Here is a 7,416-nt window from a genome sequence, read left to right as displayed (position 1 = left end):
ACCGGCAGGCAGGAGACCCCCTTCTCCAGCATCAGCTTGACGCCATCGCGCACGGTGAGATGGGGGGCGATGGTGACGAGCTGACGGCTCATGATCTGATGGGCCCGCTTGGTGAGGGTCTCGGTATCGCGGCTCATCTCGGCTTCGGAGTCGAGATAGGGACTAATGGCACGGAACAGATCCCGATCCGAGATGACCCCCACCAGCCCCCCTTCCTCCAGTACCAGCAGGTGGCGAAAGTGAGCCTGCTCGAAGATATCCTTGATGACACTGAGTCGATCATCCATTGAAACGGTGGCGACCCGGGTCGTCATAATATCTCTGATATGCATGCTAACCTCCCGTTACCAAACTGGTTTCTCTGTTATGGCATGTTTTTGCAGCGCCAGCCAGTGGCCAGCCCTTCGCTACAGTGCAAATCAGCGTCATTTCACGTAAGATCCGCGCCAGTTTTTCTCCTCCATTTTGAGCAAGCAGATCCCACCCATGATAGTTGCCAGTCAAATCGAACTGATCCGCGGCGGCCGCAAGCTGCTGGACAACGCCTCCGCCACCATTCACCCCGGCCACAAGGTGGGTCTGGTGGGCAAAAACGGCTGTGGCAAGTCCACCTTTTTTGCACTGGTACGGGGCGAGCTGGCCATCGACAGCGGCACCTTCAGCCTGCCCGCTGGCTGGCAGATTGCAGGGGTGGCGCAGGAGACCCCGGCGCTGGACTGCTCCGCGCTCGAGTACGTGATCGACGGCGACAAGGAGTTCCGCTCGCTGGAAGCCCAGCTGGCGCAAGCCGAGCAGGATGACAATGGTCTGCTGGTGGCCGAGCTGCACGGTCGCCTCGATACCATCGGCGCCTACAGCATTCGCGCCCGCGCCGCCGAGCTGCTGCACGGCCTCGGTTTCAGCGACGAGCAGCTCGGCTCGCCGGTGCGCAGCTTCTCCGGTGGCTGGCGCATGCGTCTCAACCTCGCCCAGGCGCTGCTCTGCCGCTCCGATCTGCTGCTGCTCGATGAACCGACCAACCACCTGGATCTCGATGCGGTGATCTGGCTGGAGAAGTGGCTCAAGGGCTATCAGGGCACGCTGGTGCTCATCTCTCACGACCGAGATTTCCTTGATTCGGTCATCAGCCGCATCATCCATATCGAGAACGGCAAGCTCAACGAATACACCGGCGGCTACTCCGACTTCGAACTGCAGCGCGCCGAACATCTGGCCCAGCAGCAGTCGATGTACGAGAAGCAGCAGCGGGAGATGTCCCACATGCAGGCGTATGTGGATCGCTTCCGCTACAAGGCCTCCAAGGCCCGTCAGGCCCAGAGCCGCCTGAAAGCGATGGAGCGGATGGAGAAGATCCTGCCCGCCCACGCCGACTCGGAATTCAGCTTCGAGTTTCGCGAGCCGTCGGCCCTGCCGACCCCGCTCATCGCCATGGAGAACCTCTCTGCCGGTTACGGCGACAAGGTGATCCTGGAGAAGATCAAACTCAATCTGGTACCGGGTTCGCGCATCGGTCTGCTCGGTCGCAACGGCGCCGGTAAATCGACCTTTATCAAGATGCTGTCGGGCTCCAACCCGCCGCTCTCTGGCAAGCTCGAAGTGAGCGCCGGGGTGAGCATCGGCTACTTCGCCCAGCATCAGCTGGAGACCCTGCGTCTCGATGATTCCCCGCTCGATCATCTGGCCCGCCTCGCGCCGGACAAGACCGAGCAGGAGCTGCGCAACTATCTGGGCAGCTTCGGTTTTCACGGTGACAAGGCGCTCGACAAGGTGGCGCCCTTCTCCGGCGGCGAAAAAGCGCGGCTGGTGCTGGCGCTGATCACCTGGCAAAAGCCCAACCTCCTGCTGCTCGATGAACCGACCAACCACCTGGATCTGGAGATGCGCCACGCCCTCACCATGGCGCTGCAAGGCTTCGAAGGGGCCATGGTAGTGGTCTCCCACGACCGTCACCTGCTGCGCACCACCACAGATGACTTCTATCTGGTACACGGTGGCCGGGTCGAGCCGTTCGACGGCGATCTGGACGACTACCACAAGTGGCTCGGCGAGCAGGAGAAAGAGGCCAACGCCAAACCGGCGGATGGCCCTGTCTCTGCCAACTCGGCTGTGGCGCGCAAGGATCAGAAGCGGCGCGAGGCGGAGTTTCGGCAAGCGACCCGTCCCCTGCGCCAGAAGCTCGAAAAACTCGAAGCGAGCATGGAGAAGCTGCAAGGCAAGCTCGGCAACATCGAGAGCCAGTTGGCTGACCCCGCCATCTACGAAGAGAGCGCTAAAACCAAGCTCTCCGAGCTGCTCAAATCCCAGGGCCCCCTCAAGGAAGAGTTGGAAGAGGTGGAGCTGGAGTGGATGAGCCTCTCCGAAGAGCTGGAAACCATGGAGCAAGCCTTCTTTGCGTGACGAACAGCTGATGGCCAGCGAGCGGGTCGCGGTCCACGAATTGCCGACGCCAATCGGCTTCTGGCACTGGAGCGGCAAGGTCTATGGTGAGCGCAGCCAGGATTGGCTCACCGTGCAGGAGCAGGGGGGCAACGTCAATCTGGCGCTGCTGCTGCACCGGCTCGATCAACTCGGCATCGTGGTCGATCTCACCGACCTGCAACCGGCGCTGGTGCAAACCGAAGCGGTACTGACCCCGTGGCGCGCCCTGCGCCAGAGCGCCAAGACGCGACTCGACGAGCAGCAGTATCAGTCGATGCTGGCCCACGAGCTGGAGCTGGAGCGGCTGCAACAGGGCGTCCTATTGCAGACCCTGCGCAGCCTCTCCCTGTTTCGCGGCAACAGCCGCAATTTGTTGAACTATCTATCGTTACTGGGTGCCCAGCAGGGCCCCCTCAGAGATCTAATATGCTGAGCTACCGCCACGCCTTTCACGCCGGCAACCATGCCGACGTGCTGAAACACGCCGTTCAGGCCCTGATCATCGAGTCCCTCAAGAAGAAGGAGAAACCCTTCATCGTGCTGGACACCCATGCCGGTGGCGGTCTCTACGACCTGCGCGGCGACTGGTCGCAAAAGAGGGCGGAGTATGCCGACGGCATCGGTCGGTTGTGGGATGAGCGAGCCCAGTGGTCTGCCATGGCCCCCTATCTCGGCGTCATCGAGGAGATGAACCCCGCTCAAGAAGGAAACAGCGGCGAGCTGCACTACTACCCCGGCTCGCCGGAGCTCTCCCGCCGCCTCGCCCGCGAGCAGGACAAGCTGGCGCTGATGGAGCTGCACAACAACGAGGTGGAAGACCTGCGTGCCAACATGGGCTACGACCCGCGCGTCGCCGTCCACCACCGTGACGGCTTCGAGGGGCTGATCGCCCTGCTGCCGCCCACCCCGCGCCGCGGGCTGGTGCTGATCGACCCGCCCTATGAGCTCAAAGAAGATTACTTCGCCGTGGTCGATACCCTGAAAAAGGCGCAGAAACGCTGGGCCACCGGCATCTACGCCCTCTGGTATCCCATTCTGGGGGAAAAGGCGGACAAATCCCGCGACATGCTGCGCGCCATCAAGCGCGAGAACTTCGGCAACGTGCTGGTGGCCGAGCTGGAAGTGGCCGGTCAGACTGCCGACTGGGGCATGAACGGCTCAGGCATGCTGATCATCAGCCCGCCCTGGATGCTGGACGAGCAGATTGAAGCCTTCCTCAAACCGCTCTGTGCCAAGCTGGCGCAGGGCGCCGGCGCCCAGTACAAGGTGGAGTGGCTCAACAAGGCCGCAGAGTAAGCCCGCCCCTGCCCGCTCTGGCGCCCGGTCAAGGCGCCAGCGAGCCGGTCAGCCAAGCCGTTCACAGTGACGACATGGCCAGCAAAGAGAAGCCCCGTTCAGGGGCTTCTTGTTTTTTACCCGCCACCGCTTTTGCCCACCGACACGGCTACCCGCCAACACTTTTTATCCAGCAACACAGTGGTCGCACTTTCCACTCGCTGCGCCAACCGGTCGCGATTTATTAATTGCTTGATCAGGCTCAGAAAATCCCCGCATAGCCTTTTCCCTTGGCCAATGGGCCGGTACTATAGCCAATTGGCAACAAAGCCTCGTCGGAGTCACCCCATGAGCCATGCCAGCCACACCTCGTTGGTTAAAAGCAGCAGACTGGAGGCTGAAATTCAGGGGCGGTAGCTATGCATGATGAAATTGATAAACAAGCATTACCAACTACGAACCACTCAAAATGGTGACGGCCTCATTTTCATTTCTGACCTGTTCACGCAAGCGTGATTTGGCGGCGCTTTCCAAGACTGCGCTGAGCACTGATTTTTCATACAGTAGTAACGGTGGCGCAAAAAGAGGAAGTCAAGCGAATACGCTCGGCATGCGAAGAAAGCTGGTAATGTGTTGATTTAATGATGATTTTTACTTGGCGGCAGTGGAAATGTTACGGAGTTATATGGAATGCTCTGCTAACGGATTAATACCGCCTTCCATCTAATCACTGTTAGGAACCAATATGGATGCCATCCCAAAGATCACTGATATCTCGAGCATCAAAGGCATAAGTTCCCTATTGGCGCTCCCATTGCTCTGCGTTGCCTACATCCTGCAAACGGGCGCGAACGTAAGCTGGGATGGGAACATTTGGTTTGGTGTCGCCGCCGACCTTCCCGAAAACATACAACTCAATCGCTTGATCCTGATCTTCGTTCTAAAGTCGCTCTGGGTTTCTTTCTTCGCGGCACTGGCATACGGCATTGTTGCTTATGCTCACAGCGAAGTTAATTTCCCATTCCTTCAAGTTACTTCAGTGGTTCTTATCGGTTTCGCGTTGTTTGGCATATTCGCTGCTGAAACATTCCCGCAGATCAAAGCTGTGAATTCGTTTTGGTTTTATAGCTTTGTCGTTTGGGGCGTCTTCCTGCAAACAATGCGAGAACAACTCGATAATAAAAATCTGGGACACCCACCTTTCTGAGCAAGACGTAGCATAGCCAGAGCCCAAAAGATGGGAGCAAAAGATGGGTGTCCAAGGTCTTCTCTAACAAACGCTTCAAGAGGGACTTCCAACGCGTGGCATTTTCATTATGCGTTAATTTCGGTGGTTTCAGTGTTATGCGGAAAGTTGTTAGTCGCGTTGTCAGCCCATTAAGCGGGCGTTATGTGTTACCAAAAATAGGAAGTATGATGAACAAATTAGATAGGTTATCGTTTGAATTCTTTAAATTATTCTCAAGGTTTGAGTATTCCTTGAAAGCAGCCTCTTTTCATACAGGCGAGGGGAATGCAAACCCCAACTGGACAACTTTTGCTCAAGATATCCATGTGAACTTTCAAGCTTTACAAGATGAAGCTCTAGATGGAGCAAAGCAGTATATTCTTGCTAATCCACCAAAGAAACAGGTGATTGAACAAGGGAATATTAAATGGTCTGATTCCGCACCAACAAAAGTAAATGATACAGATCTGCTTTTGCTATATGTGCGCCGAGTAAGAAACAACCTATTTCATGGTGGCAAGTTTAATGGTAACTGGTTTGCCCCTCAACGTAGTGAAGATCTGCTAAATAGTTCAATTATCGTCCTTAAACAAGCTCTTGAAATGAATGCTAGTGTAAAGCAAGCGTTTGAAAATTAACACATCAAATCTGGGACACCCACCTTTTTGAGCAAGACGTTGCATAGCCCGAACCCAAAAGATGGGTGTCCAAGGTCTTTTAATAGCCTCATGACCGAAATGCGTTGAAATGTGCATGAAGTACTGAAATCGAGGAAAAAATGAAGAACCTGATACCTGTAGTTGCCAGTGCATTTTTGATAGCTGGTTGCCAATCCAACACTTCCCAGAATACACCTGCATCGGGAATTGAGTTCGCACATGACAAATTCAGCGTTCTCATGGTTTCGGTTGATGACACATTTGATTTTCCGAGAGGTAAGTTTTTCCGCTCCTCCTATGCTATCCAGGAAAAATTAACGGTCAAATTGCCTGGTGTTGTGGGCATCTATGCTGACTTCTTCGACCACTGCCTGAATACCGGCAATAAACCACAGATTATCGATGGCGTCGCGCTAGTCTGCCGATCTGATCAGGTCAATCTTTATGCCGTTATCGCTGTAGAGGCTGGCAGGACAGCGTGGCTGCAAGTCGTTGAACCGAGTGACATGAGTTTACAGATAAGTGCACAAGAGCTTGCTGACTATGCAATGAATAATTTTGCCAATTATGTTGAGGCTGATGTGAGCAGTACCAAGCGGCTGCTTGGCACCAGCTCTCTTTACAAAAACGTTCCCGATTGGCCGTAACAAAGTAACGGGCACAAATCTGGGACACCCACCTTTCTGAGCAAGGCGCAGCATAGCCAGAACCCAAAGGATGGGTGTACAAGGTCTTCTGCTCACCGAGTTCAAACGCAAAAGCCCCATCACGGGGCTTTTTCTATTGGTGCGGCCGGTGTGTGCGGCAGCCTGAGCGGGTGCCCCTTCCACAGCAAATCCTATGAGCGGGCGGGCAGATCCTGTTTCAGCGCAACCAGCAACAGGGCCAACATGCCAAAGGGCGGAAACAGACAGAGCAAGGAGCAGATAAGGGTGATCAGCGCCGGATGCTCGCTCTTGCGACGCGCCAGTCGCCAGGCGATGAGGCCGACGATGACCATCAGCAACGCAATGAACTGGCCAAGCAGAGTGGCATTGATATTCATGAAAGATCCTTTTTCATGGGCAAGTGTGAAGAACCTGTACTCTATCGCCTTGGTTGCGATTGGCAACCGCTGAACCGCACCGGCCACTCGCCCGTTAATAGGTTCTCTCTATCCTGGCAATAGATGAGAATAGTTTTCATTTAATCTCATTTCGGCGGATACTCTCATCATCAACAGAGGGAGCCGCCATCATGAAAAAGACCATCAGCTTTGCCATCCTGCACTTCGGTGTCGCCTTTACCGTGGCCTACCTGCTGACCGGTGAACTGCTGACCGCCAGCCTGATCGCCCTGATCGAGCCCGCCGTTAACACGGTCGCCTTCTACTTTCATGACCTTGGCTGGCACAAGCTCAAGCCAAATCACAGCCTGCAGGCCAAGACCAGCAGCTTCGCGGTGGTCCACTTCTCGGTGGCCTTCGGGGTTGCCTTCCTGCTGAGCGGCGAGCTGCTCACCGGCGGTGTGATGGCGATGATCGAACCGGCCATCAATACCGTGGTGTTCTTCTTCCACGAGCGGCTGTGGCGCGCCCGCAGTCAGCAACTGGCGCTGGCCTGATCAACCGGGCAACCCGCCTCCCCCTTTATCGCGGCCACAAAAAACCCGACATTCCGGCCAGGAGTGTCGGGTTTTTCCGCTTGGCAGCCATTCAGCAGTGCAAGTGCGCTCGGCTCCCCTGCCGCATTGCCCTGTAGAGTGTGTTGTAGTAGGCAGATATGCCCTCCTAGAGCAAATCTGGGACACCCACCTTTTTGAGCAAGGCGTAGCATAGCCCGAACCCAAAAGATGGGT

General features: G+C 56.0%; 9 protein-coding genes. 7 read left to right on the top strand and 2 right to left on the bottom strand.

Annotated features, from left to right (window positions below; genetic code table 11):
• Positions 1-332, bottom strand: a 332-nt coding sequence (locus tag ACRAUW_RS15495) for a CBS domain-containing protein (RefSeq protein WP_431362993.1), incomplete at its 3' end; no start/stop codon positions are given.
• 154 nt (positions 333-486) lie between these two features.
• Here ACRAUW_RS15495 and ACRAUW_RS15490 point away from each other — a divergent pair.
• From ACRAUW_RS15490 to ACRAUW_RS15465, 6 genes are all read left to right on the top strand, one after another.
• Positions 487-2,397 carry an ABC transporter ATP-binding protein gene (locus ACRAUW_RS15490; protein WP_431362992.1) on the top strand — a complete coding sequence of 637 codons (1,911 nt, stop codon included), beginning with the start codon at positions 487-489 and terminating at the stop codon, positions 2,395-2,397.
• Entirely contained in the window at positions 2,390-2,851 is a 462-nt protein-coding gene (locus ACRAUW_RS15485) for a DUF2390 domain-containing protein (protein ID WP_005343337.1), read from the top strand. Before ACRAUW_RS15490 ends, ACRAUW_RS15485 begins: the two co-directional genes overlap by 8 nt.
• Positions 2,845-3,714, top strand: a complete 870-nt coding sequence (locus ACRAUW_RS15480; RefSeq protein ID WP_431362991.1) for a 23S rRNA (adenine(2030)-N(6))-methyltransferase RlmJ — start codon at positions 2,845-2,847, stop codon at positions 3,712-3,714. Before ACRAUW_RS15485 ends, ACRAUW_RS15480 begins: the two co-directional genes overlap by 7 nt.
• Before the next feature lie 724 nt (positions 3,715-4,438).
• The gene (locus tag ACRAUW_RS15475; RefSeq protein ID WP_431362990.1) at positions 4,439-4,900 is read left to right on the top strand and encodes a hypothetical protein; all 462 of its coding nucleotides are present in this window, start codon (positions 4,439-4,441) and stop codon (positions 4,898-4,900) included.
• Positions 4,901-5,109: 209 nt separating this feature from the next.
• Positions 5,110-5,559: a hypothetical protein gene (locus ACRAUW_RS15470; RefSeq protein WP_431362989.1), complete on the top strand. Its 450-nt coding sequence runs from the start codon at positions 5,110-5,112 to the stop codon at positions 5,557-5,559.
• Between the two features lie 140 nt (positions 5,560-5,699).
• Positions 5,700-6,227 (top strand): hypothetical protein, encoded by a 528-nt coding sequence (locus tag ACRAUW_RS15465; RefSeq protein WP_431362988.1) that lies wholly within the window; start codon positions 5,700-5,702, stop codon positions 6,225-6,227.
• Positions 6,228-6,418: 191 nt separating this feature from the next.
• On the opposite strand, the gene ACRAUW_RS15460 is transcribed toward ACRAUW_RS15465, so the two are convergent.
• The gene (locus ACRAUW_RS15460; RefSeq protein WP_431362987.1) at positions 6,419-6,625 is read right to left on the bottom strand and encodes a hypothetical protein; all 207 of its coding nucleotides are present in this window, start codon (positions 6,623-6,625) and stop codon (positions 6,419-6,421) included.
• A 191-nt stretch (positions 6,626-6,816) separates the two neighbouring features.
• Here ACRAUW_RS15460 and ACRAUW_RS15455 point away from each other — a divergent pair, with 191 nt between their 5' ends.
• Entirely contained in the window at positions 6,817-7,182 is a 366-nt protein-coding gene (locus ACRAUW_RS15455; protein ID WP_042084552.1) for a DUF2061 domain-containing protein, read from the top strand.
• Positions 7,183-7,416 lie beyond the last annotated feature (234 nt).

Source organism: Aeromonas sp. (genome assembly GCF_050633025.1).
Classification (GTDB): Bacteria; Pseudomonadota; Gammaproteobacteria; order Enterobacterales; family Aeromonadaceae; genus Aeromonas.
The sequence above is the reverse complement of the archived record's forward strand: the minus strand, read 5'-3'. Positions and strand labels throughout refer to the sequence as shown.

Excerpts from the sequence above, each read along its gene's own strand:
- ACRAUW_RS15490 (WP_431362992.1), top strand. The coding sequence starts at position 487 with ATGATAGTTGCCAGTCAAATCGAACTGATCCGCGGCGGCCGCAAGCTG.
- ACRAUW_RS15480 (WP_431362991.1), top strand. The coding sequence starts at position 2,845 with ATGCTGAGCTACCGCCACGCCTTTCACGCCGGCAACCATGCCGACGTG.
- ACRAUW_RS15475 (WP_431362990.1), top strand. The coding sequence starts at position 4,439 with ATGGATGCCATCCCAAAGATCACTGATATCTCGAGCATCAAAGGCATA.
- ACRAUW_RS15470 (WP_431362989.1), top strand. The coding sequence starts at position 5,110 with ATGAACAAATTAGATAGGTTATCGTTTGAATTCTTTAAATTATTCTCA.
- ACRAUW_RS15465 (WP_431362988.1), top strand. The coding sequence starts at position 5,700 with ATGAAGAACCTGATACCTGTAGTTGCCAGTGCATTTTTGATAGCTGGT.
- ACRAUW_RS15460 (WP_431362987.1), bottom strand. The coding sequence starts at position 6,625 with ATGAATATCAATGCCACTCTGCTTGGCCAGTTCATTGCGTTGCTGATG.
- ACRAUW_RS15455 (WP_042084552.1), top strand. The coding sequence starts at position 6,817 with ATGAAAAAGACCATCAGCTTTGCCATCCTGCACTTCGGTGTCGCCTTT.